General features: G+C 46.8%; 19 protein-coding genes. 9 read left to right on the top strand and 10 right to left on the bottom strand.

All coding sequences use genetic code 11. The features are described 5' to 3' along the window. The first annotated feature begins 35 nt into the window (after positions 1–35). From pnpS to SY83_RS21455, 3 genes are all read left to right on the top strand, one after another. Positions 36–1829 (top strand): two-component system histidine kinase PnpS, encoded by a 1794-nt coding sequence (gene pnpS, locus SY83_RS21465; protein WP_068610271.1) that lies wholly within the window; start codon positions 36–38, stop codon positions 1827–1829. 66 nt (positions 1830–1895) lie between these two features. Continuing rightward, positions 1896–2606 carry a response regulator transcription factor gene (locus tag SY83_RS21460; RefSeq protein WP_068610269.1) on the top strand — a complete coding sequence of 237 codons (711 nt, stop codon included), beginning with the start codon at positions 1896–1898 and terminating at the stop codon, positions 2604–2606. Between the two features lie 148 nt (positions 2607–2754). Beyond that, positions 2755–4068, top strand: a complete 1314-nt coding sequence (locus tag SY83_RS21455) for a homocysteine synthase (RefSeq protein WP_068610267.1) — start codon at positions 2755–2757, stop codon at positions 4066–4068. A 68-nt stretch (positions 4069–4136) separates the two neighbouring features. On the opposite strand, the gene SY83_RS21450 is transcribed toward SY83_RS21455, so the two are convergent. Continuing rightward, entirely contained in the window at positions 4137–4988 is an 852-nt protein-coding gene (locus tag SY83_RS21450; protein ID WP_231891320.1) for an AraC family transcriptional regulator, read from the bottom strand. Positions 4989–5209: 221 nt separating this feature from the next. Between SY83_RS21450 and SY83_RS21445 the strand changes: the two genes are divergently transcribed. Beyond that, the gene (locus tag SY83_RS21445; protein ID WP_068610262.1) at positions 5210–6292 is read left to right on the top strand and encodes a Gfo/Idh/MocA family protein; all 1083 of its coding nucleotides are present in this window, start codon (positions 5210–5212) and stop codon (positions 6290–6292) included. 60 nt (positions 6293–6352) lie between these two features. On the opposite strand, the gene SY83_RS21440 is transcribed toward SY83_RS21445, so the two are convergent. Next, positions 6353–7177, bottom strand: coding sequence for a DUF3221 domain-containing protein (locus SY83_RS21440; protein ID WP_068610260.1), 825 nt, complete (start codon positions 7175–7177; stop codon positions 6353–6355). 149 nt (positions 7178–7326) lie between these two features. Here SY83_RS21440 and SY83_RS21435 point away from each other — a divergent pair, with 149 nt between their 5' ends. Next, positions 7327–9972, top strand: a complete 2646-nt coding sequence (locus SY83_RS21435) for a COG1361 family protein (RefSeq protein ID WP_068610258.1) — start codon at positions 7327–7329, stop codon at positions 9970–9972. Between the two features lie 60 nt (positions 9973–10032). Here the strand turns inward: SY83_RS21435 and cydS are convergent, their stop codons facing one another. Genes cydS through SY83_RS21425 form a run of 3 tightly spaced genes read right to left on the bottom strand, consistent with a single transcriptional unit; the run spans position 10033 to position 12569 of the window. Then, the gene (cydS, locus tag SY83_RS23700) at positions 10033–10155 is read right to left on the bottom strand and encodes a cytochrome bd oxidase small subunit CydS family protein (RefSeq protein ID WP_269453467.1); all 123 of its coding nucleotides are present in this window, start codon (positions 10153–10155) and stop codon (positions 10033–10035) included. A 42-nt stretch (positions 10156–10197) separates the two neighbouring features. Further along, the gene (locus SY83_RS21430; RefSeq protein WP_068610256.1) at positions 10198–11226 is read right to left on the bottom strand and encodes a cytochrome d ubiquinol oxidase subunit II; all 1029 of its coding nucleotides are present in this window, start codon (positions 11224–11226) and stop codon (positions 10198–10200) included. Beyond that, positions 11223–12569, bottom strand: a complete 1347-nt coding sequence (locus tag SY83_RS21425; RefSeq protein WP_068610254.1) for a cytochrome ubiquinol oxidase subunit I — start codon at positions 12567–12569, stop codon at positions 11223–11225. The genes SY83_RS21430 and SY83_RS21425 overlap by 4 nt, the downstream gene beginning before the upstream one ends. A gap of 543 nt (positions 12570–13112) precedes the next feature. Here SY83_RS21425 and helD point away from each other — a divergent pair. After that, a complete protein-coding gene (helD, locus tag SY83_RS21420) occupies positions 13113–15530 on the top strand; it encodes an RNA polymerase recycling motor HelD (RefSeq protein ID WP_068610251.1) in 2418 nt (805 codons plus the stop codon). 143 nt (positions 15531–15673) lie between these two features. Here helD and SY83_RS21415 read toward each other — a convergent pair whose 3' ends face one another. The 4 genes from SY83_RS21415 to SY83_RS21400 are packed head-to-tail and all read right to left on the bottom strand — an operon-like array spanning position 15674 to position 18338. Continuing rightward, on the bottom strand, positions 15674–16111 hold the full coding sequence (locus tag SY83_RS21415) for a protein-tyrosine phosphatase family protein (protein WP_068610249.1): 438 nt from the start codon (positions 16109–16111) through the stop codon (positions 15674–15676). Positions 16112–16142: 31 nt separating this feature from the next. Further along, positions 16143–16568, bottom strand: coding sequence for an arsenate reductase (thioredoxin) (arsC, locus tag SY83_RS21410; protein ID WP_068610247.1), 426 nt, complete (start codon positions 16566–16568; stop codon positions 16143–16145). Positions 16569–16599: 31 nt separating this feature from the next. After that, positions 16600–18012, bottom strand: coding sequence for an arsenic transporter (locus SY83_RS21405; protein ID WP_068610244.1), 1413 nt, complete (start codon positions 18010–18012; stop codon positions 16600–16602). Continuing rightward, entirely contained in the window at positions 18009–18338 is a 330-nt protein-coding gene (locus SY83_RS21400) for an ArsR/SmtB family transcription factor (protein ID WP_068610242.1), read from the bottom strand. Before SY83_RS21400 ends, SY83_RS21405 begins: the two co-directional genes overlap by 4 nt. Before the next feature lie 170 nt (positions 18339–18508). Here SY83_RS21400 and SY83_RS21395 point away from each other — a divergent pair, with 170 nt between their 5' ends. After that, positions 18509–18949 carry a MarR family winged helix-turn-helix transcriptional regulator gene (locus tag SY83_RS21395; protein WP_068610240.1) on the top strand — a complete coding sequence of 147 codons (441 nt, stop codon included), beginning with the start codon at positions 18509–18511 and terminating at the stop codon, positions 18947–18949. Between the two features lie 82 nt (positions 18950–19031). Further along, positions 19032–20396: an NAD(P)-binding domain-containing protein gene (locus tag SY83_RS21390; RefSeq protein WP_068610238.1), complete on the top strand. Its 1365-nt coding sequence runs from the start codon at positions 19032–19034 to the stop codon at positions 20394–20396. On the opposite strand, the gene SY83_RS21385 is transcribed toward SY83_RS21390, so the two are convergent. Next, positions 20383–20973: an NAD(P)H-dependent oxidoreductase gene (locus SY83_RS21385; RefSeq protein WP_068610235.1), complete on the bottom strand. Its 591-nt coding sequence runs from the start codon at positions 20971–20973 to the stop codon at positions 20383–20385. The genes SY83_RS21390 and SY83_RS21385 overlap by 14 nt on opposite strands. Before the next feature lie 113 nt (positions 20974–21086). Here SY83_RS21385 and SY83_RS21380 point away from each other — a divergent pair, with 113 nt between their 5' ends. Beyond that, positions 21087–22097, top strand: coding sequence for an AraC family transcriptional regulator (locus SY83_RS21380; protein WP_068610233.1), 1011 nt, complete (start codon positions 21087–21089; stop codon positions 22095–22097). Positions 22098–22177 lie beyond the last annotated feature (80 nt).

The following is a 22177-nucleotide window of genomic DNA, read 5'->3' as shown; positions in this document are numbered from 1 at the left end:
CAGACAGACTATAGAGAGAACGAGGTTCACAACGAATGATGAAATTTCGCGTGCGGCTCACGCTGATCTTTATTGTGTTGATTGGCTTGTCGGTATTGGCCTGCGGTATATTTATGGCCCGTATGTTCAATCAAGCCCAACTGGAAAGCCTGAAGGATAATCTGGTCCGCGAAGGCAAAATCATCATGGCCCAGACCGACTGGTTGTCCGGCGGAACGGAGAAGGAGCAGATTGCTTATTACACGTCGAACGCGCAGCATCTCAGGGCCGTAGCGGAAGCAAGAGTGACATTTATCCGGGAGGACGGCAAAGTCTTAGGGGATTCCGACAATGATCCGACGTTCATGGATAATCACGGCGACAGGCTGGAAGTGATCCAGGCCAAAGCTAAAGGCGTGGGCAGTTCAACCCGTTTCAGTGCAACGTTAAAGAAGAATATGCTTTATGTTGCCGTTCCTGTCCAGCAGGGGGCCGACTTCAAGGGATACGTTAGGCTGTCGATGAGTCTTGAGGACGTTGAGGCGCGGACACGGCTGGTCTGGTTTTACCTCATCGTGGGATTGTTTATCTTCTTCTCCATGGCGGGGATGTTAAGCTATCGGATCGCGCATTCCTTAACCAGGCCGTTGGAGAAAATTACCCGGGTCGCCAATCAAATTACACATATGAATTACAAATCCCGTGTTTTTATCAAAAATGTGGATGAAATCGGCCAACTGGGTAACGCCATTAATACGATGGCGGATTCCTTGCAATTCCAGATGAATCGTATTCAGGAAGATGAAAGCCGTCTCAAGAGTGTTCTGGAGAACATGATTAGCGGTGTGGTGATGATCGACCGCGAAGGGCATATAGTACTGTTAAATCGTTCGGCGGAGGAAATTCTCGGCTTCAATTCCAAAGAATTGCTGGGGAAAACCTACGATCAAGCGAAGCAACAATATGAGATGACCCAAATCATCCAGGAATGTATGGAGAAGAAAGAACATATCCGGGATGAGTTAACTTTCTATTTCCCGGAAGAACGGATTCTGGAAATCAATCTTGTTCCCATGTATCATAGTGAAACGGATTGGGCGGGGATTGTTATTGTACTTCATGATATTTCAGCCATCCGGCGCCTGGAGCGGGTTCGTAGTGAATTTGTGGCGAATGTCTCGCATGAACTGAAGACACCGATTGCCGCGGTAAAGGGATTTGCGGAAACGTTGCTGGCCGGCGCGGTCAATGACGAGGAAACCGCGAGATCCTTTCTTCAGATTATCCATGACGAGAGCGATCGGTTGAACCGGCTGATTGTGGATATACTGGAATTGTCCAAAGTGGAGTCGAAACGAATTCCGCTGTATTTTTCCCCTATTCAGATGCAGCCCTTCATTCTTAATACCATTGATGTGATGCAGACGGAAGCGAAACGTAAGCAAATTGATATGGATATGCATGTCGACGAGAATCTTTACTTGGAAGCAGATGAGGACCGGTTACAGCAGATTCTGATTAATTTACTCGCGAACGGGATTAACTACACGCCTGAAGGCGGAAAAATTACTGTGACGGCAGAGGCTGTGGATACAGCCGGCAATGGCGAATATGATCATGTCCAGATCGTGATCCAAGATACCGGTGTCGGCATTCCAAAGAAAGATATTCCTCGCATATTTGAACGGTTTTACAGAGTGGACAAGGCCAGATCAAGAAGCTCCGGCGGAACGGGCCTCGGATTATCCATTGTGAAACATCTTGTAGAACTGCATCGGGGGACGATTCGGGTGGAAAGCAGCTTAGGCGCAGGTTCGCGCTTTATTATCGAACTGCCTGTTGTTCATTAACAGCTAGTTTACAAAGAGCGGATAAATGCTTTACACTTTATATTAAAAGGGTAGATGGGGGTCACCATGCCGCACAAAATTCTAGTCATAGAGGACGAACCGACTTTAGCGCGATTGCTGTCCTATAACCTTACGCAGGAAGGGTACGAAACCCGCGCGGTCGATCATGGCGGGGACGGCCTGCAAGCTGCATTGCAACATAACTATGACCTGATTATATTAGATATTATGCTTCCGGGTATGAACGGCTTTGAAATTTTGACGAAGCTTAGGCAAAAAGGGAATAAAACACCCGTAATCATTCTCACGGCGCGGAATGCCGAAGATGAGGTCGTGCAAGGGCTGAAACACGGTGCGGATGATTATATCACCAAACCGTTCGGTGTGGCAGAGCTGTTGGCACGCGTATCCGCGGTGTTGCGTCGAACGATGTCGGATGATGTCGCATCAATTTCTTCAGTAAGTACAGATAAAGTGATATCTATCGGCGATTTACAAATATTTCCCGAGAAATATGAAGTGGTGCTTCAAGGTGAATCTATTCAGTTGCGACCTAAGGAATTCGAAGTATTGCTGTATCTGGTCCAGCGGCCGGGTATGGTGATTACGCGCGATGACCTGATGAATATTGTCTGGGGCTTTGATTATATCGGCGGACAGCGTACGGTGGATGTTCATGTCAGTTCGCTCCGAAAGAAGCTTGAAATGGGACAAGAATCAGTACAAATCGACTCCATTCGCGGGGTAGGTTATAAATTAGTCATAACGAAAAGATGATGCTTCTAAGTTCTGAACAGAAACAATCCCTGTTCAGAACTTTTTTTGCTGATAATTCCGATGAAAAAACTAGGAATAGGCATGTTCATTTACCAAATCATGTGAGATAATGGTTAAGCAGGTATTATAATTTTAGGAGGAATGTTATATGTCAGATGAACAGAATCTTTCCTTAGATACGCTTGCCGTGCACGGCGGTCAGGACTTGGACCCGACGACGTTATCCCGTGCTGTGCCTATTTATCAAACTACTTCTTACGGGTTTCGGGACACGGACCACGCTGCGAATTTGTTTGCGCTTAAAGAATTCGGCAACATCTATACACGAATTATGAATCCGACGACAGATGTGTTGGAGAAGCGCGTAGCCGCGTTGGAAGGCGGTGCTGCGGCCCTGGCTGTAGCCTCTGGACAGGCTGCTATTACGTTCTCGATCCTGAATATTGCAAGCAGCGGAGATGAAATTGTTTCTGCATCCAGTCTTTATGGCGGTACATATAATTTATTCGCGCATACGTTGCCAAAGTTGGGGATCAAGACACACTTCGTAGATGCGGCCGATCCGGAGAACTTCCGTGAGGCTATTACGGAACACACCAAAGCGATCTATGCGGAAACGATCGGCAATCCTAAAGGAGATGTCATTGATATTGAAGCCATCGCCGCGATCGCGCATGAGCACGGGATTCCCCTGATCGTAGACAATACATTTCCAAGTCCTTACCTTTGCCGTCCGTTAGAACACGGAGCCGATATCGTTGTACACTCGGCTACTAAATTTATCGGCGGACATGGAACTTCCATAGGCGGAATCATCGTGGACGGCGGTACATTTGACTGGAAAGCCTCCGGAAAGTTTCCCGGTTTGACGGAGCCGGACCCGAGTTACAACGGGGTTGTCTATACAGAGGCTGTCGGTGCCATTGCCTATATTATCAAAGCGCGGGTTCAATTGCTGCGCGATCTGGGTTCAGCCTTATCCCCGTTCAACGCTTTCCTGCTGCTGCAGGGCTTGGAAACGTTGCATCTGCGAATGGAACGCCACAGCGCCAACGCTTTGAAGGTCGCTTCCTTTCTGGAGGCGCATGAGGCGGTGGAATGGGTGAGCTACCCGGGACTTGCAAGCCATGCTTCCTACGAGCAGGCCCTTAAGTATTTGCCGGACGGCCAGGGTGCGATCTTAACCTTCGGGATCAGGGGCGGTCTGGAAGCAGGGAAAAGTGTCATTAATAACGTGAAATTATTCTCTCATCTCGCCAACGTCGGGGATTCCAAATCGTTAATTATTCATCCCGCAAGCACTACACACCAGCAGTTAGGCGAGCTGGAGCAAGAATCCGCGGGCGTTTCTCCCGGGATGATTCGTCTGTCTGTGGGTACGGAAGCGGCGCGGGATATCATCGCCGATCTGGAACAGGCCATCGCCTTAAGCCAGCAAGTATATGCTTCTGCATCGAACTAGATATAGATAAAGGAATCCCCCTCATGTGCTTCGTGTTAACAAAGCCGTGAGGGGGATCATTTGTGTTGCTATACCGGCGGCACTGTTACCCGTTCATGATGCGACCAGTCCAGCATTTTTTTGCGAAATTCGTTGGGGGAGCAGTCGTTGTACTTTTTGAAAATTTTGTAAAAATGCGCCATGTTCGGCATACCGATTTCCTCGCCTACAAGCGCGATACTGAGGTCTTTGGTCAGCAGGAGCTGCTCCGCTCGCTTGATTTTTTTATAGTTAACATACTCCGTAAAGGACATCCCTAGCACTTTTTTGAAATACTTCACAAAATAATAATAGGAAATGTTCGCGACCTTGCTAGCATCCTCTACCAATACTTTGCCGTTAATATTTTCTTCGATATAGTCCAACACCGGTTTAAGCCTCACCAAGTCAAAATCGTCGCGTCGATTGAGCTGCCGCTCATTGTCGTTGCGGAGCAGAGTCAACAGCATTTGTTTAATTCTGATATTGACGGCGATTTCATAGCCTTCTTCCTTGGCGGTTGCCTCTTTCAAAATATCTTTGATACAACCGACCAGCGTCTGCTTCACGTCCTCATTGTTCTCCAACATGTGGTTGAAATGGCTCAGCGGCTTTTGCGGATCGGAGAAATATCGGATATATTGCAACGTGTTCTGGTCCAGAAATTGCTGAATGTCAAACTGAAGCACAACATAATCGAGAAAACCGGTGCTCCGGTCCCGATGAAGTTGAGATGCGCCAATGAGCACGATATCCCCTTTGGAAAGAGAATAGAACGTATCCTCCACCTCAACTTCAAGCGAACCTTCCAGCACCAGCAGAATTTCTAATTCCTTGTGATAGTGCCAGTTCGTTGTGGCTACATCGTCTGTTCTGTCGCTCTGAAATATCTTCAAAGACAAGAGAGGGTTTTCATAAGTTACCTTTTCATTATAGATTTCCAACCATGCCGCCCCCAAAATGCCAAAATAACATAAGATCACGCCTATATCAGCAATTTCTTTTTATTGGATTATTCTCTATACTAAAACCGAATATACACTAGTACATTATAAAGAATTTTCAACGTAAATGTAAGCGTGCTTTTAGGATCATGGTTGTAACTATAAGGAGGAACAGAATCGTGTCTAAAGTTAAAGTAGCAATTATTGGTTGCGGCGGGATCGCCAACGGGAAGCATATGCCAAGTTTGGCAAAGGTGAAAGACGCTGAAATCGTAGCTTTCTGTGATGTTATTGTGGAGAAAGCGGAGCAAGCCAAAGAGAAATTCGGTAACGCCGAATCCAAAGTGTATGCTGATTTCAAAGAATTGTTGAAGGACAGCTCCATTGATGTCGTTCACGTATGTACGCCGAACGATTCTCACTCTTATATTTCCATCGCTGCCATGGAAGCGGGCAAACATGTGCTTTGCGAGAAGCCAATGGCTAAGACCGCGGCTGAAGCAAGAGAAATGCTGGCAGCTTCCAAGCGCACAGGCAAGAAATTAAGCATCGGTTATAACAACCGTTACCGTCCGGACAGCCAATTCCTTAAAGGTCTTTGTGAAGCTGGCGAGTTCGGCGAAATTTACTTTGCTAAAGCTCATGCCATTCGCAGACGCGCTGTACCTACTTGGGGCGTGTTCCTGGATGAAGAGAAGCAAGGCGGCGGACCGTTAATCGATATCGGCACACATGCGCTTGACCTCGCGTTATGGATGATGGATAACTACAAGCCGAAAGCGGTACTTGGACGCGCGTTCCACAAGCTGTCTTCCCGTGAGAATGCGGCTAACGCTTGGGGCCCTTGGGATCCGAAAGAATTTACCGTGGAAGATTCCGCATTCGCTATGATCACCATGGAGAACGGTGCTACAATCATTCTAGAATCCTCATGGGCTTTGAACTCCCTTGAAGTCGACGAGGCTAAAGTATCCTTGAGCGGTACGGAAGGCGGAGCCGACATGAAAGACGGTCTTCGTCTGAACGGCGAGAAAAACTCCCGTTTGTTCACAACGAAGGTTGACCTGTCCGCAGGCGGCGTAGCTTTCTATGAAGGCCAAACCGAGAGCGACGCGGATCTGGAAGCTAGATTGTGGATCGACGCTGTATTGAACGATAAGGAATTAACAGTGAAACCGGAGCAAGCATTGGTAGTTTCCGAGATTCTTGAAGCGATCTACGAATCCTCCAGAACCGGCGAAGCGGTTTACTTCAATAATTAATTTATCGTATAACATCAACGCCCCCTCCTTTGAGCTCTGCTCAGAGGAAGGGGCGTTTTGTCATTGGGCGGTTTGAAGCTTGGCATCAGTCAGGGCCGATGCTTCTTCCTGTGTTATAAGTGCCACTCTACGCGCCGTTCCTTGCGCGGGGAAGGACTCGGCCACCATGCCGGTGGACCATACTTTAACCGGTTGACCTTTACTGAAGATGTTGAAATCGGTATCTGCTCCATCTAAGTTGATAATCTTAGAAAAATCATTGAAGCTATAAAAGATGGATGGCTCCTTTTGCCCATATTCCAGGATCAGAATGCGTTTGGCGTCGACGTCTACTTTAGAGATCGTACCCACGGAATGCGGTTCCCCAAGGGTTTGAACACTATATCTAATCAGTTTGGGATCGAGTACGGCCTCAATCTCACTCTTTATATCCTCGTTATCGTCCGGCATAATAATTTCAACCCGATTGTTGATAACATCGATAGATGACCCATAGACGTTAAGTTTATGATGAAAGTCATTGTCCGCCAGTTGTTGCTGAGCCTCTTCCAATTGTTGTATTGAAAATGCCACAGAGACCAGGCGATAGGTTTCCGGTTTGAATTCTTCCGCAAGTTGCTGCTCCAATTCAGGTGTAAGATTAACAATGTTTATGTGCAGGAGGCCGTCCTTTAAGTAAATATCACCGTTCGCAATTTCTTGATGTTTAAGATAAGCGCGTATAGATTCAGGGTCAGCATCCTTTAGTGGACGCGGGGTAACAGATGGGGGTTTGGACGGACTAATCGTGTCCCCTTGCGAATCAAGATCAGGCTTAGCGCCGCAACCCGAAAGGGCTATAAAAAGCACAAAACATGAGATGATTCGCTTATGATATCCCTTCATGACAATTCCTCCCATTCTCTTTTTCGTTTATAGACGAAGTTTTGGGAGAAAAGGTTGCCATCATTCCTGTTAAAGTCAATTAAAAATAAACGATATTAAGTGATAAATCGGCATATTCATAAGATAATCATGTTCTTATAGGAGGGACTATGCCGTATTTTCTAAGATATCAATCCAATAGTCGCGGAGCTATAACTTTCACCGGGAATACGCTTGGTTTAAGCGCCCTTACTCCGGTTCCTGGAACCCAAGGCGCACTTGATGGGATCACTACTTTTATCACAACGAATACAAGTCTGCAAGAGCCGGGATTTCCGCCGGGTACAACGGATATTATTGACTTAAATTCATCAAGTGCCGTTCTTGATTTACCCATAGGCAGTCAGGTGCTCTATGCGGAATTAATCTGGTCCGGAACGTATGTTGTGAACGGTCAGGATTTCTCAGACCGAATTGATGATGCTGTGGTATTCAGCTCACCTGTCGGCACTGTCCAAGTTTCTCCTGATATCAACACGCAATCGGAACTTGTACTAATCAGTAATGTGAATCCTCAGGTTCTTGTTTATATCCGTTCAGCAGATGTGACTTCTATTGTGATCCAAGGCGGAGGAGGGCTTTATACTACGGGGAATGTGACTGGAACAACCACTGAGAATCAGCCTGTAGCTACCAATGCTGTGGGTTGGACACTGGCGGTGGTGTACAGTACTCCATCTTTACCGATACGAAATTTAACTTTCTTTGTTGCTAACGAATTGGTCAGCACATCTGGCGCGACAGAAACAACTGCCGCCATTACCGGATTTGCAACGCCGCCGATTGCTCCGGTTAACGGTCGTCTGATGGTCAGCGGTCTGGAAGGAGACGTGACCCTGGTCGGGGATCAGTTACTGTTCGGTTCGTCAGCGAGTACGCTAACCCCCTTGTCAGGACCGAATAACTTCGTTAATAATTTCTTTAACTCCCAAATCAACGGAGATAATGGTTTATTGGATACAAGAGGAACCTTTGGTAATCTGAATTCCATTAACGGATCTCCGGGTACTACGTTACCCGGTGTGAGACAGGGATACACGATTACGAATGTAAGTGTGTCCAATCTGCTTCCGGTAAATGTGACTTCGGCATTGGTCCGAGCGGTAACCAGAGGAGACTCTTATGTCATCAATGCCCTTGGGCTGCAGATTGATGCTGTTGCTCCGGAGATTACAGCTGTTAAGAGTGTGGATTTACCGCAAGTGTTTTTTAATGAAACTGTCGTTTTTACAGTGCAAATTCAGAATGTCGGGGCACTGGACACCATAGAAACAATATTCATTGATGAACTACCGCAGGGTACCCAATTCGTGGCAGGTTCCCTGCAGGTTAACGGAGTTACGCAACCGAATGCCGATCCGCTCGCAGGGGTAGTCATACCTCTGACGATCAGCAGTCCGGTTACCGTCACTTTTGCAGCGCGAATCGTACCGACAAGCAGTTTAAATTTAAGTACCAGAGAAATTGTTAATCAAGCAGATATTCAATATTCCTATATCCCTTTCGTAGGCAGTCCGCCAATTACAGGAACTTCGTCCTCTAACCCCGTCATTGTGAGTGTGTTTGAGGGTCAACTCACTTTGCAAAAAACGGTAGACAAGGTTGAGACGTTATTGAATGACATTTTAACGTTCACATTAAGAATTACGAACACAGGAAACGCCACAGCCACTCAAATCGTCTTAACCGATGTCTTGAGTTCGAATTTGCAGTTGATACCGGGCTCAACACAAACCCTTGGCGCTTCGATTACGCCATTGCCGAATATAATCAACTCCATTCAGCTGGGGAATTTACAACCTACCCAATCTACCAGCGTTTCGTTTCAGGCAAGGGTGATTAGCGTACCTGATAACCGTCAGATTCCTAACCAGTTTAGCGCCGTGTTTAATCCGATTACCCCTAACGGAAGAGTAGGCGGGCAATTGCCGGCGCAATCCAATATTGTGATTGTGACCGTGTTTCTTTCCAGTCTTACTGTACGAAAGTTTGCAGGAGCGAATGAAATCACAACAGGAAATACGCTACTGTACACCATAGTTGTTACGAATTCAGGGGAAATTCCAGCGATTGGTGCTGTACTAATCGATTCCACGGTGAATGGATTTATTGAAGGCAGTGTTACGGTAAACGGTGTGGATGACCCTCAAGAGAGTCCGTTAACGGGTATATCGTTACCTGCAATTCCTGTCGGAGGTACCGTTGCTGTTACGTATCAGGTTCTGCCTGATGCGGAGACGTTACCGGCGACGATCCGCGATGTGGTGACGGTGAATGGCGTATTTCAAACGCCGGGCGGTACCCGAGCTCCTTTAGCGGTCCAAAGTAATGAAGCTGTTTTTACGCTTAGGGGTAATCCTGCAGTTATTCAAATTATTGTTAATCCCCCCGCGGTTGTAGTTAATGAAATTGTCACGATTAATGTGACGATCTCTTCTCAGATCCTTATTAATATTTTCAACCTGATTGTGAATGTGCCGCTTCCGCCCATACTGCAATTTATTCAAGGCACCCTGATCATTAACGGACAGGTCGCTACGATCCAACAAATTATTGCCGGCATACGTCTGGGTCAACTAGATCCTAATCAATCGATTTCGCTGCGTTTCCAAGTCCGAGTGCTGGATGTTCCGGCTAATAATTCGCTCCCGCTGGTTGCGAACGGGCGTTTCAACACGGTCGCGGGACTATTACGGAGAGAACATGACATCATTTCAAACCGAGAGCTGCTGACTGTGGAAGATGATGAAGAATAGCCTGAAACAACAGAGAAGGACACTGCCCATAGGCAAGTGTCCTTCTGTGTTTAAGTTGCGTTATTCCTGTCCTTTCGGCAACCGATTTTCCGAGGTTTCGGGGCGCGCGCCCCACCAAAAAATCAGCATAATAGCCAACACAACCAGAAGCGGCGGCGCGTAGAAGATGAGAAAGTCCTGCATGCGGTTTCCTCCTTATTTTGCACGTGTGAGTATGAAATGTTGTTACTTGGCAGGCTTGGTCTGTCCTTGCACATATTTGGCATCAAACAGGAACAATCGCATGAGTAATGCCAGGGATGGAATGAGCACCAATAATCCGAGAATGAATACGACAATAAGCGCGACGGCCATCGTATCGTTCGTGAAGTTATCATAAATCGTTAAGTAAGGGTACAGAATATGCGGCATATGCGCGGCCCCGTAACCGAAGAAAGCGAATGCGAATTGAAGCATCACGAACACGAACGCCAGCCCGTAAGCTTTGCGTGTCCATACGAGATAAACGGCAACCGCGAAACAGATAAAGGATAGCGCAAACATCCAAAACAGATCCACCATACGTTCAAAATGCACCGGGTTATGCCGCGAAATCGCAAAGAACACCAGCATGGAGGAGAGAATTGTCGGCATGCTCCAACCGAGCGCGTATCGGCGCAGGAGTTGTAAAGCCGCACCGTCATTCGCCCGGCTGGCATAATACGTCAGGAACACAGCTGAGATATACAACACACTGACAATCGCAAGCAGAACGACGGACCAGGAGTAGGAGCTGGTGAACAATTTTTCGTACAAAAAGATGACTTTATTGCCTCGTTCCTCAATAAATCCGCCTTCCGACAAGGTCAGCACGGTGGATAAGGAAGCAGGAATCAATAAACCGGTCGCGCCATAAAGGAACAGATAGAACCGGTTGTCTTTCTTCGAACCGTAGTTCGCGAAAGCGTAGTAAGAGCCCCGAATGGCCAACAGAATGATAGCGACACTGCCCGGAATCAGCAAAGCCGTTCCGTAATAATAGGCCGTGTCCGGAAAGAAGCCGACAATACCCACCATGAAGAAGATGAGAAAGACATTGGTTACTTCCCATACCGGAGACAAATAACGCTGGATGATATGGTGGATGACGTTCTTCTTGCCGGTCAACTCGCTATAGTAACTGAAGAAACCGGCGCCGAAGTCCACAGAGGCCACAATCAGGTAGCCGTACAAAAAGGTCCATAAGACCGTGATACCTAAAAGTTCATAGCTCATCGTTTATCCGCCCCCGAATCCTCAAGCGCGAGCAGTTCGGCTTCAGCGGGATTGTTACGGAACAGGGTCCGCAGCACACGGCTCACCGCGATGCCCAGCACGAGATATAAAAGCAAGAACAGGTAAAGCATGATGTCGACATGTTCGGAAGTGGTGGCTCCCTCGTTGGTTCGCATGAATCCGCGAAGGATCCACGGCTGACGGCCGACTTCGGAGAATACCCAGCCGAATTCAATCGCGAAGACGGACAGCGGGGCTGCGATGACGATCGCCCACAGGAGCAGCCTGTGATGCGGATTGCCTTTGCGCCATTTCCGCAGGATGAAGTACAGCAGGGTCAGCAGCATCAGGAACATGCCGATGGCGACCATCGCGTCGAACAGGTAATGGATATATAAGGGCGGCAAATCCTCGGCTTTGTATTCATTCAGTCCTTTCACGACAGCATTGGGCGTCCCATGTGCCAGAATGGAGAGAGCGTAAGGGATTTGGAGCCCGAATTTCACTTCATTGTCCTCCGTGAGAATCCCGCCCAGAATTAAAGGCGCTTTCTCGATGGTTTCAAAATGCCACTCCGCGGCAGCCAGCTTCTCCGGTTGATATTCGGCCAGATATTTACCTGACAAGTCGCCGACTACGGCTGTGCCGATCGCGAAGATCAGGCCAGTGGTCATGGTGAGCTTCAGCGCCTTCTTATAGTAAACGTGCTTGCGTCCCTTGAGAATGGAATAGGCGGCAATCCCGGCCAGAATGAAAGCACAGGTCAAGTAGGCGGAGAACAGCACATGCGACACCTTCGTGGGCGTAGCCGGGTTAAGCATCGCCAGGATGGGTTGAATGTTGGTAATCTTGCCGTCCTCCAGCGTAAAGCCCGCGGGCGCGTTCATAAACGAGTTCATCATGGTGATAAACATGGCGGAGCCCGAAGAACCCAGAATGATGGGAATGCTCAACCAGAAATGATAGATCGGTTTCTTGAATCGATCCCAGGTATAGAGATAGATGCCCAAGAATATCGCCTCAACGAAGAAGGCGAACGTCTCCATGAACAGGGGCAAGGCGATCGCTTGCCCCGCGATGCGCATAAAGCTCGGCCACAGGAGGCTGAGCTGAATCCCGATGGAGGTGCCGGTGACGACACCGACAGCGACGGTAATGACGAAGCCGCGCGCCCAGCGGCGGGCGAGTAAGGTGTAGTGGGGATCGTTACGCTTGATCCCCATCCATTCGGCGAGCGCGATCATCAGCGGAACGCCGACGCCGATGGTGGCGAAGATGATGTGAAACCCGAGCGTAAGGCTCGTCAGGATGCGGCTGTAGACGGCCGGATCGTATTGCGGCATGTTGCGGTCAACTCCCTTTTTTGGTACGGAAATCATGATTTAGACGGGTTTAGAATATTCTGCGTAACACAGACAGGAGCATAATGACCGCCACTGCGATACATACAATGAATAAGGTTTTCTCCTGTTTGCGAATACGGCGGTTGCTGTCGTTCGAATCTTGGTCCATGAGCTCACCTGTTTCTATTCTATTAAACCGAAATCAGTCTATTACATATTACACCAGTGTGGACGGATTAAACGGTTCGAATTGGTTTATATTGCTATCATACAGGAAAGTATGTGAAATAGTTCACAACCGTTGTGAAAATTTGGTGAATTTAAAAAATGATCCCCCAAAATAAAATGGAGAATCATCGTTTGTACATATATTTAAAAATAAATTGAATAACAAAAAACGCTGTGATATAATCAGTAGCGTCATTGACAAATTAATTATTAGGTTCGTTGCAATTCTATCCTAATTTTATTGTACATCCGAAAGGTTGATTTGTCAATGCTCTTTTTTTATCCGAAAAATAAAAAGGAGTGTGTTCGGTATTGATGGAAGAAAAGGAATGGGTGCTAGAACAAGATCGGCTTGATCAGGTTCGAAACAAACTGCAGGCGAGTATGGATAAACTTGAGCCGGAGGTTGCTGGACTGCGAGATCAGGCTGCGGAAATCCGCAAGCGGTTCTGGGAAGATCTGACGATTAATACGGCTACCACGGATGATTTCGAAGATACCTTTTACTCTGTACAACAGCAATCCGCGATGTTGGCCGAACGGGAACGCGTCCAAAAGCAAATGATACAACGCTGGAAAAGCATGAACCGTCTGCTCCCGTCTCCTTATTTCGGGCGTATTGACTTTCTGGAGGAAGGTACAGAGCATAGTGAGCGAGTTTATATCGGTGTATCATCCTTCGTCGACGAAGACGAATTAAGCTTTCTGATCTACGACTGGCGCACACCGATTGCCAGTCTGTACTACGACTATTCACCCGGACCGGCTTCATATGATACACCGTCCGGACGAATCGACGGAAGGATGGAGCTTAAACGGCAGTTTCAAATTCATGACGGGCGCATTGTTAATATGTTTGACGCGAGCGAAACGATTGGAGACGAATTGTTGCAGCAAGTGCTTGGCCAAGGCGCGAACTCGCAAATGAAGAGTATCGTGTCCACCATCCAGAAGGAACAAAATGCCATTATCCGTAATGATCATAGCCGAATGCTTATCGTACAGGGAGCTGCAGGCAGCGGTAAAACTTCCGCAGCGTTGCAACGGGTTGCGTATTTGTTGTACAAAAACCGACAGTCGATCAGGGCGGATCAGATTATTCTCTTCTCGCCGAATCCGATGTTTGTAAGTTATATCTCTACCGTTCTGCCGGAGCTTGGCGAAGAAAATATGCAGCAGACGACGTTTCAGGAATATCTGGACTATTGGCTGGGGTCCACGTTGCGCCCTGAGGATATTTTTGATCAGACGGAGTATGTGCTGACCGAACAAGGAACGTCGGGATATGAGGCTCGTGTTCAGGGGATTGAGTATAAAGCTTCCGAGGAGTTCCTGCTTGCGCTGCAGAACTATGGCCTATGGTTGGGGCGGGAGGGTATGCGATTTAACAGCATTCAATTTCGAGATCGCGAGTTGATCAGCGTTAAGCGAATGCGCGACGAATTCTACAGTTATGAACGTACTCTGCCGTTGAATCATCGGATATCTCAGCTGCAGGAATGGCTGCTGGACGAATTGACCAAGCTGGAACGCGCGGAACGCGATGCGTCCTGGGTGCAGGAAGAACTCAACTATCTGGATACCGATGAATATGCGGAAGCTTTCGGGGAGCTTCATAAAGAGTCAGAGTTATTGGATCTTGCGGAGCTTTACGCCTCCGTTCGCGAGAAAATGAACAACAAGCGCAGGGGAGATGAAAGCGACTTTGACTTCGGCCTGAGAGAGGAAGACTTACTCCTCCGAAGGATTGTGAAAGAACATTTCAAACCGCTTAGGAAAAGTGTAAAGAAATTCTCGTTTGTAGATGTCAAAAGCATTTATGGCCAATTGTTTGTTGACGAAGTTGCTTATCGGGAGCAAACGAACGGGGTCGACGTCCCTGGGCTCTGGCCGGAAATATGCAGACAAACCAAGGAAACGCTGCTCAGCAACAAGCTGTTCCACGAAGACGCGACACCGTATTTATATCTCAAAGAATTAATTGAGGGCGTCCGCACGAACACAGAGATTCGGCATGTCTTCGTCGATGAGGGACAGGACTATTCTTCGTTTCAATATGAATATATGAAGAAGCTGTTTCCTCGTGCGCGGATGACGGTGCTCGGCGATTTCGGGCAAGCGATCTTCATGCAAGCCACCAATCTGTCTGCAACCGATTCGCCGATCATCCGACTTTACGGCGAAGCGGAAACAAGCCTGATTCGCCTTATGCGCAGTTATCGTTCAACCAGAGAAATTGTTGAATTTACGAAGGGCATGCTTCCGGACGGGGGAGAGATCGCACCATTTGACAGGGAGGGGCATAAGCCGCTGCTGAGGAGAATAGCCAGCGGGTCAAAGCGCGATGCGCGCATTCTTGTCGATATCGCGGCGCTCAGGGCTGAGGGCTTCGAATCCATCGCTGTCATTACGAAGACCGCGGCCGAAAGCAGAGAGGCCTATGAATCAGTGCGAACTCAGGGAAGCGAAGCACTGCAGCTTGTTACAAAGGAAACAAAGGACTTTGAAAAAGGAGTCATGATCATTCCCGTGTATCTCGCAAAGGGTATTGAATTCGATGCGGTCTTAATCTATGATGCATCGCCCGAAGCTTATGGTCGAGACAACGAACGGAAGCTTCTTTACACAGCATGTACGCGGGCGATGCATCGACTTTATCTGTATTCGACTGGCGAATGGTCGCCGTTTGTTCATGCGTTGCATCCGGATGTGTATGAGACCGCGTCAGATTGACGTATCCGGGATGATGATATCGGTTGTAATAATAAGTAAGGAAGACGGGTCCGCCTTCCGAACGGATCGTCTTGGGTACAGCGAATATGAAAATAACCTTGGCCGTTAGTTGGCCAAGGTTATTTGGTTATGGTCTTAACTCATTACGAATATAGCTTTTCAAGCGACTCCCTTTGCGCGGGCTTAACATCAATCATGCTGCGAATGTTCTTAGCTTTTAGCTCGGCTTCGTCAATAGAACTCGCTTCACCAAGTTCAAGCAGTGTGCCTATAGCTACAGTACCCGTTCTGCCTTTACCTCCGCCGCAGTGAAAAGCGACCTTTTTACCTTCGCGGTAAGCCCCCACTACGGCATCAATGGCGGATCGGAATAAGTTCTCCTGACTGCCGGCAGCGTTGTCACCCAACGGGATTTTAACCCATTCTACGCTCGCCTCCGGATAGGAACATTCAACAGACTCCGCGCGTAAATCTACAACTACATCAATACCTTCGTTTAATACCATATCTTTAACGTCCGCAGCTCCGCCCATGAAGATTTTATCTTCATATAAGGCGTGATATTTTTTGTCTCTAGTCATATATTGCACTCCTTTTTGAATGATCCAAACGCTACTTGCCTTCCTCTACAAATTGTTCGATACGTTTCTTAATGGAATCACGAACCGTACGGAATTGATTCTTAATTTCTTCTTCCGTGCCTGTCGCTTTGGCGGGATCATCAAAACCCCAGTGCCATCTTACGGCTTTATCATTGCGAACTACAGGACAATTATCATTCGCATGACCGCACAGAGTAATAATATAGTCCGCGTCTGCCAACAGATCAGGATCAATTACATCAGACGTGTTCTTGGAGATATCAATTCCTGCTTCTTTCATAGTCTCTACAGCACGGGGATTTAGTCCATGCGCCTCCAAGCCTGCGCTTTTCACTTCATATTTATGACCGCCAAGTTGTTGTAAAAATCCATCCGCAATTTGACTTCTGCATGAATTTCCTGTGCACAAAAAGTAAACAAGCGGTTTTTTCTCCATGAAATAATTCTCCTTTAAATGATTAATGTATTTAGTTGCTTTGTTGACCTTCTTTATTCTGTCTCTTGTTTACTGCTATCAGGATCAACCCGGAAATCAGAGCAATCACGAGAGTAATGATCGCAATGGACACCCATATATTCACACTTGCCGCGATAATATATGAAAGCCACAGGTAAAGTCCGAGCAGGGTGATAAGCAACGTTGGAATCGTAAGAATAATCCCAACTTTAAAGTAGTAGCCCCAAGTGATTTTTACGCCTTTACGAGACAATACATGCAACCACAGAAGTGTGGCCAAAGAACCTATAGGGGTAATCTTAGGACCTAAATCACTGCCAATGACGTTCGCGTAAATAAGAGCTTCTCGTATGATCCCATTTGTATTGGTTCCTTCAATAGCGAGGGCATCAATCATAACGGTAGGCATGTTATTCATGACGGATGAAATGACCGCGGCAATAAAGCCCATACCTAAGGTAGCGGCAAAGAGTCCTTGATCGGCAACTTGTTGAATAACATCTCCTAATAAATCTGTGAGTCCGACGTTACGCAGTCCATAAATGACGACATACATTCCGATAGAGAACACAACGACAGCCCACGGAGCTTCCTTAACCAGCTTGCCGGTATGGATTGCAGGACTTCTTCTTGCAGCAAGGATGAACAAGATTGCAACCGCTCCGGCTACAAAGGAAACCGGAACACCGATAAATTCGCTGGATAGGTAAGCAACAAGCAGAATGCCAAGAATGATCCACGATAATCGAAACAGCTTCGCATCTTTGATCGCTTCATGAGGTTGCTTAAGTTCTGATACATTGTAATTCGTCGGTATGCTCTTGCGGAAATAAAGATATAACACGAGAATACTCGCTGCGAGCGAAAAGAAATTAGGTATGATCATGCGGCTTGCGTATTGCAAGAAAGTTATTCCGAAATAATCCGCGGATACAATGTTAACCAGGTTGCTTACAACGAGCGGAAGAGATGTGGTGTCTGCAATAAATCCGCTGGCCATTATAAACGGCAGAATCATTTTATCATCGAACTTTAAGGCTCTTACCATAGCAAGGACAATCGGAGTCAAGATCAATGCGGCTCCGTCATTTGCGAATAGAGAAGATACCGCTGCTCCCAGCAAAATGACATATACGAACATAAGCTTTCCGTTGCCCTTCGCAAGTCTGGCCATATGCAGAGCAGACCATTCGAAGAAACCAATCTCATCCAGGATTAGAGATATGAGAATGATGGCTACAAACGCAAGCGTAGCGTTCCACACGATGCCTGTAACGGTCCACACATCACCCAAACTCACAACACCGAATAATAGAGCCAGAATGGCTCCGCCTGCAGCGGACCAACCGATGTTCAGTCCTTTAGGCTGCCAAATCACCAATGTTAAAGTAATTAAAAATATAATAATAGCTAAAGATGTCATACGTCCTCCCCAACCTCACAACAGCCTTTCACGGCATCAATTTTCTCCTTCATGCTGGGAAGGCTACCATATAAACACTCGAGATAAGGTTTATCTGTCGTAACCAGCGAATAATAAACCCACTGTCCCCTTTTACTTTCATTCACCATTCCGGCCATCTTAAGCTTTCGCAAATGTTGACTGGCATTGGGTTGAGACATTCCTGTGATATCGGTAATATCACAAACGCAAAGCTCTCGTTCCTTTAGCAAGGCAACAATAGAAAGCCGGGTCTTATCCGCTAACAACTTTAAATCTTCTGCCATCTCCATAATCCGATCTTCCATAGGCAGCCTCCTTTATGTGGAAAGTATATAATCAATGCGTTATATAAGCAAGTAATTATTTTAACTGCATAAAACGCCGAAGAGCATCCATATACCTGTTTGACTATAAATAATAATTAACTTGCAAAATGCAAATAATATGGGTATAAATGAGTTAGGAGGTTATAACCATGGAAAATGTACGGAATATATTTCAAATCCTTTCTAGAAACTTTGGTTTACTAAATGAGCAATGTTGCGATACCTGCTGTGGACAAGAGATATCGATTGTACAAAGTCATATCCTATACGAAGTAAATCGGCAGCATAACCCTTCTATGCAGGAAATTGCGGGAGCTCTGGGGATTGACATTACAACTTTCAGCAGACAGGTGAAAACTTTGGTTGATAAAAGTCTAGTAAAGAAAACACCTCACCCGGATGACAACCGTATTAACATCTTGTCATTGACGCCAGAAGGATTGGAAATGGAGAATAACATTAACTTTACCGTGAATGCTCAACTTCAAGGTGTTCTCTCCAAGCTGTCAGAGTTTGAAAAAGAGACTGTGATTCGTTCGATTAAATTGTTAAATGAAGCGATGAAACAATGTTGTGTACCTTCTAAATAATGGAGGTTTTTTTAAAAGTTTATAATTGCATTTTGCAACTATGTTATATGATGATAATAATGTAAATAGGGAGGAATTATATATGTCTAATCAGTTACCCACCGCAATTATAGGAGGAGGTCCTATAGCTTTAGCGGCTGCTGCTCAACTTGTGAAGCGAAACAAACCTTTTGTTCTTTTTGAGAGAGGCAGTCAGGTGGGGGCTTCTGTTCTTAGCTGGGAACACGTTAGGATGTTTTCTCCTTGGGAGTTTAATATCGACTCGTCTGCTAAGGAGCTCCTTATTGAAACGGATTGGAGCGAACCCCCGCAAGATCGGATGCCTACGGGTAAAGAGCTGGTCCAACTTTATCTAGAGCCGCTATCGCAATTAGATTCGATCAAGCCATTTATTCATCTTGAGTCAAAGGTTAAAGCGATTTACCGCAAAGGTTTCGATAAAATGAAAACGGCTGGTCGTGAGCAAGCACCCTTCATCATTGAATACGAGAATCAAGGACAAGTAAATCGTACAGAAGCCTCCGCCGTTATTGATGCAACAGGGACTTGGTTAACCCCGAACCCGATCAGTGCAAACGGTAATCCTGCAGACGGTGAACAGGAGCATGCGGATCACATTATGTATGGCATTCCAGATATATTGGGATTAAGCAAACAACGTTATTCCGGCAAAAACATTGCGGTTATAGGCAGTGGTCACTCTGCTATTCAGTCCCTTACACTGCTTCATGAACTGAAACTCCACATTCCGGAAACCACCATCCATTGGGTGCTTAGAAAACAGAATGTATCTGACGCTTTTGGCGGCGGTGAAAACGATGGTTTACCCGCAAGAGGGGAACTTGGAACCCGCGCGAACCAATATGTACAGAATGGAAATATATTGGTTCACACGCCGTTTCTCATCCAGCAAATTATGAACAATGAAGAAACATCAACGCTTTCACTGCATGGTACGAAATTAACTCAAGCCTATTCCATTGATAAGATTGATGAAATAATCGTAGCGACTGGAGCCAGACCAGATTTCTCATTCATACGTGAACTGCGCTTTACTGCGGATACTGCTGTTGAATCCGTCTCCCAACTGGCGGATTTAATTGATCCCAATATCCATAGTTGCGGCACAGTTCGTCCGCACGGTGAGTCCGAGCTTCGCCAGCCAGAGAAGAATTTCTATATTGTTGGATCCAAAAGTTATGGCCGCGCCCCGACATTCTTACTTGCGACCGGCTACGAACAGGTTCGCAGCGTTGTCGCCGCATTATCAGGCGACTTTGAAGCAGCTCGGGAAGTGAAGCTTCACCTTCCGGAAACCGGTGTTTGTTCCATCCCGAACACACCGGCCGCCGATTACCAGGAAACTTGCTGTACAAATATAAGTAGTAGTATTAGAAGTGTTCCGATAAATGAAGTCTCGTCCTGTGGGCCAACTACTTGTTCTTAATGGAACCCAGCTTCTTTACCTTCTCAAGCCATTTGGTCCGAAACTCCGCCGAGGAGGAACTCACCGGGTTAATTTCTGTAATTTGAACCGGATTGATCCCGCAAAATTGCAGCGTATTCCGTTTCATGACCATGAGTCCGGCCCGTCGATACATAAGCCGGTTCAACCATGAGGGGGTGTCGGAGGTTACGATCAGATGCGCAGACTTGCCGCTTAAAAGTTTATCCCATTTCGCAGAAGAGCCTTCCTTGAATTGAAAAGCGAATCCCGGCAGGAATACACGGTCAATAAAACCTTTCAGCAGGGCCGGCGTCGAACCCCACCAAGTTGGATAAATCAAAACCAGATGATCCGCCCATTGGATTAACTCGCGAGCCTTCAATAAATCAGGTTCCAATTCCGTTCTTTGGCGGTAGCCGTATTGTAAATTCAGTTGGAATTTCAGTCGATTTAACTCCAGAAGTTGAACTTCAGTTGTACTGCCCGAAGCCCCCTCGAGGTAAGCTTGTGATAATGCGGAACCATAGCTTTGCGGATCGGGGTGACCGTTAATCACTAGAATTTTTTTCTTTGTCATCGTAATTCTCCTCTCGGTTTCAGTGCTATACTCATCTTAGAATGTTTTGTCATTTACAGAAATGATTTCAGGCGCTGAAAAGTTGATGATTTACGCAAAAAGGAGGAGTTCGCATGCTTCGCCATGGCATTTCCATATCGATGGTGCATCCGATCATGAAATCCATCATGCATAAGGGGTATGATCCGGAACAGTTTTGTCGTTACGTTTCTTTTGACCATGAGCTGTTGCGTGACGTGGAGTACCGGATTCTTGCGACAGAGCTGGAAAGGCTGATTTACGCGGCAGCGGAGTATACGAACGATGAACACTTCGGACTTCATCAGGGACAGATAACGGATGTGGTTGATTTGGGGGTTCTCGGTTATGTCATGATGCATTCAGGTCATGTTGCTCAAGCGCTGGAAGCTTATCAAAGATATAATGTGCTTATAAGCAGCGAGTTTAACCTGGAATGGGAGTCGCAGGGAGATCAGTTGCTGTTGAGGTTCATTATGGTGACTTCAAGCGGAAGAGCCTCCAGGCATTGTATGGAAGATATGGCTAGTTCAATCTATCAATTTATTGTGAAAATGAGCGGTCGGCGAATCCCTCTCCATGACGTGGAGTTCGCACACGGGGCGCCGGATAACCTGGAACCGTATCGGGCTGTATTCGGCGTCATTCCCAAGTTCGAATGTAAAGAAAACGTGTTGCGTATGAACAGGGATGTGTTGGACGCTCCCATTGTTTATTCGGATCCGAAGATGCTTCGGATGTTCGAAGGGATTGCGGAGGAGACGAAAGCGAAGCTAACCCGGGGCAGCGCATTATCGGATCAAGTGTTTCAATGGATGCTCTCCTGTATGCCGTCAACTCTTCCCTCCTTGGGCCAAACGGCGGATGCACTCCGGCTCAGTACCCGGACGCTGCAGGCTAAGCTGAAAGAAGAGAATACTTCTTACAACGATTTAGCGACAAGTGTCCGCAAAGAGTTGGCCATCAGCTACTTAAGCAAACCGGACCATTCCGTCGCGGATGTTGCCTATTTGCTGCATTATTCAGAGCCTAGCGCGTTTCAGAACGCCTTTAAGAAATGGACGGGGGTATCGCCAAGACAATATCGTTTGATGGAGCGGGCTTAAAAAGCAAAAAAACAACTGGCTGAACGAGATTAACGGTTCAGTCTTTTTTTGATCCACAATTGCAACACTTTTCACACCGA

Source organism: Paenibacillus swuensis (assembly GCF_001644605.1).
Classification (GTDB): domain Bacteria; phylum Bacillota; class Bacilli; order Paenibacillales; family DY6; genus Paenibacillus_N; species Paenibacillus_N swuensis.
This window is presented reverse-complemented; position numbering and strand designations above follow the sequence as displayed.

Excerpts from the sequence above, each read along its gene's own strand:
- SY83_RS21400 (WP_068610242.1), bottom strand. The coding sequence starts at position 18,338 with ATGGAAGATCGGATTATGGAGATGGCAGAAGATTTAAAGTTGTTAGCG.
- SY83_RS21430 (WP_068610256.1), bottom strand. The coding sequence starts at position 11,226 with ATGAGCTATGAACTTTTAGGTATCACGGTCTTATGGACCTTTTTGTAC.
- arsC (WP_068610247.1), bottom strand. The coding sequence starts at position 16,568 with ATGGAGAAAAAACCGCTTGTTTACTTTTTGTGCACAGGAAATTCATGC.
- SY83_RS21390 (WP_068610238.1), top strand. The coding sequence starts at position 19,032 with ATGTCTAATCAGTTACCCACCGCAATTATAGGAGGAGGTCCTATAGCT.
- SY83_RS21415 (WP_068610249.1), bottom strand. The coding sequence starts at position 16,111 with ATGACTAGAGACAAAAAATATCACGCCTTATATGAAGATAAAATCTTC.
- helD (WP_068610251.1), top strand. The coding sequence starts at position 13,113 with ATGGAAGAAAAGGAATGGGTGCTAGAACAAGATCGGCTTGATCAGGTT.
- cydS (WP_269453467.1), bottom strand. The coding sequence starts at position 10,155 with ATGCAGGACTTTCTCATCTTCTACGCGCCGCCGCTTCTGGTTGTGTTG.
- SY83_RS21405 (WP_068610244.1), bottom strand. The coding sequence starts at position 18,012 with ATGACATCTTTAGCTATTATTATATTTTTAATTACTTTAACATTGGTG.
- SY83_RS21395 (WP_068610240.1), top strand. The coding sequence starts at position 18,509 with ATGGAAAATGTACGGAATATATTTCAAATCCTTTCTAGAAACTTTGGT.
- SY83_RS21385 (WP_068610235.1), bottom strand. The coding sequence starts at position 20,973 with ATGACAAAGAAAAAAATTCTAGTGATTAACGGTCACCCCGATCCGCAA.
- SY83_RS21435 (WP_068610258.1), top strand. The coding sequence starts at position 7,327 with ATGCCGTATTTTCTAAGATATCAATCCAATAGTCGCGGAGCTATAACT.
- SY83_RS21455 (WP_068610267.1), top strand. The coding sequence starts at position 2,755 with ATGTCAGATGAACAGAATCTTTCCTTAGATACGCTTGCCGTGCACGGC.
- SY83_RS21440 (WP_068610260.1), bottom strand. The coding sequence starts at position 7,177 with ATGAAGGGATATCATAAGCGAATCATCTCATGTTTTGTGCTTTTTATA.
- SY83_RS21425 (WP_068610254.1), bottom strand. The coding sequence starts at position 12,569 with ATGCCGCAATACGATCCGGCCGTCTACAGCCGCATCCTGACGAGCCTT.
- SY83_RS21380 (WP_068610233.1), top strand. The coding sequence starts at position 21,087 with ATGCTTCGCCATGGCATTTCCATATCGATGGTGCATCCGATCATGAAA.
- pnpS (WP_068610271.1), top strand. The coding sequence starts at position 36 with ATGATGAAATTTCGCGTGCGGCTCACGCTGATCTTTATTGTGTTGATT.
- SY83_RS21460 (WP_068610269.1), top strand. The coding sequence starts at position 1,896 with ATGCCGCACAAAATTCTAGTCATAGAGGACGAACCGACTTTAGCGCGA.